This window comes from Mesorhizobium sp. M7A.F.Ca.CA.002.05.1.1, assembly GCF_003998335.1.
Classification (GTDB): Bacteria; Pseudomonadota; Alphaproteobacteria; order Rhizobiales; family Rhizobiaceae; genus Mesorhizobium.
In genome coordinates this window covers 1-1,485 of the sequence record NZ_RZQI01001181.1, presented here as the reverse complement: position 1 = coordinate 1,485, position 1,485 = coordinate 1, and the positions used below count along the sequence as shown (strand labels likewise).

Genomic DNA, 1,485 nt, shown 5'->3' with positions numbered 1-1,485 from the left:
CTGCAGGGCAATCCGATGGGCGACTACATCGCCTATGAGAAGGGGCTGAAGGACGGCGACCTGCATCCGATCATGAAAGGCATGAACCTGCTTGGCTACGAGTGCTCCACGCTGGGCAACCACGAGTTCAACTACGGCCTGTCGTTCCTGGATAAGGTGCTGGCCGGCGCCAATTTTCCCTTCGTCTGCGCCAATTTGATCCGCGGCACCGAGCTTGCCGCGAACCCGCGCGACGACAAGCTCTATCTCAAGCCCTATGTCATCCTCGACAAGAAGATCAAGGACGGTTCGGGCGCCGAGCAGCCGATCAGGATCGGCATCATCGGCTTCGTGCCGCCGCAGATCATGGTCTGGGATCTCAAGAACCTCGAGGGCAACGTCAAGACGCGCGACATCGTCGAGGCGGCCAAGGCCTGGGTGCCGCAGATGAAGGAGGAGGGCGCCGACATCGTCCTTGCGCTGTCGCATTCCGGCATCGACGTGAAGCAGGGCGACATGATGGAGAACGCCTCGTTCTTCGTCGCCGGCGTCGACGGCATCGATGCGGTGTTCACCGGCCACCAGCATCTGGTGTTCCCCGGCAAGAAGGATTTCCAGTCGCTCGACGGTGTCGACACGCAAAAGGGCACGCTGCAGGGCAAACCCGCCGTCATGGGCGGTTTCTGGGGCTCGCATATGGGGCTGATCGACCTGATGCTGGAGCGTGACGGGTCGAAATGGAAGGTCGTTTCAGCCACCTCCGAAGCGCGGCCGATCTTCGAACGCCTCGACAACAAGAACAAGCCGACTGTCCCGGACGACAAGCGCATCATCGCGGCCCTCGACCAGGACCACCAGGCGACGCTGGCCTATGTGCGGCGTCCCGTCGGCAAGACCTCCGCGCCGCTTTATTCCTATTTCGCGCTGGTCGCCGACGATCCGTCGGTGCAGGTCGTCAGCCAGGCGCAGACCTGGTACCTCAGGGATATCCTCAAGAACACGCAATGGAAGGATGTGCCGCTGCTGTCGGCGGCCGCGCCGTTCAAGGCCGGCGGGCGCAACGGCGCCGACTACTATACCGACGTGCCGGCGGGCGACATCGCCATCAAGAACGTTGCCGACCTCTATCTCTATCCCAACACCGTGCGTGCGGTCGAAATCACCGGTGCGCAGGTTAAGGAATGGCTGGAAATGTCGGCCGGCATCTTCAACCGGATCGAGCCTGATAAGGCCGACCAGGCCCTCATCAACACTAATTTTCCGTCCTACAATTTCGACGTCATCGACGGCGTCACCTACAAGATCGATCTGTCGCAGCCGTCGAAATACGATGCCAAGGGCGGGCTGGCCAACGCTGGCGCCAATCGGATCGTCGACCTGAGTTTCGATGGAAAACCAATTGATCCTAAACAGAAATTCGTCATCGCGACCAACAATTACCGGGCCGGTGGCGGCGGCAATTTCCCCGACATCAATGCCTCGAAGATCATCTACGAGGCGCCGGAC

The 1,485-nt window shown here is 60.8% G+C and carries 1 protein-coding gene; it reads left to right on the top strand.

Annotated features, from left to right (window positions below; translation table 11 throughout):
- A partial coding sequence (locus EN939_RS33890; RefSeq protein ID WP_127271790.1) for a bifunctional 2',3'-cyclic-nucleotide 2'-phosphodiesterase/3'-nucleotidase occupies positions 1 to 1,485 on the top strand: 1,485 nt, incomplete at both ends.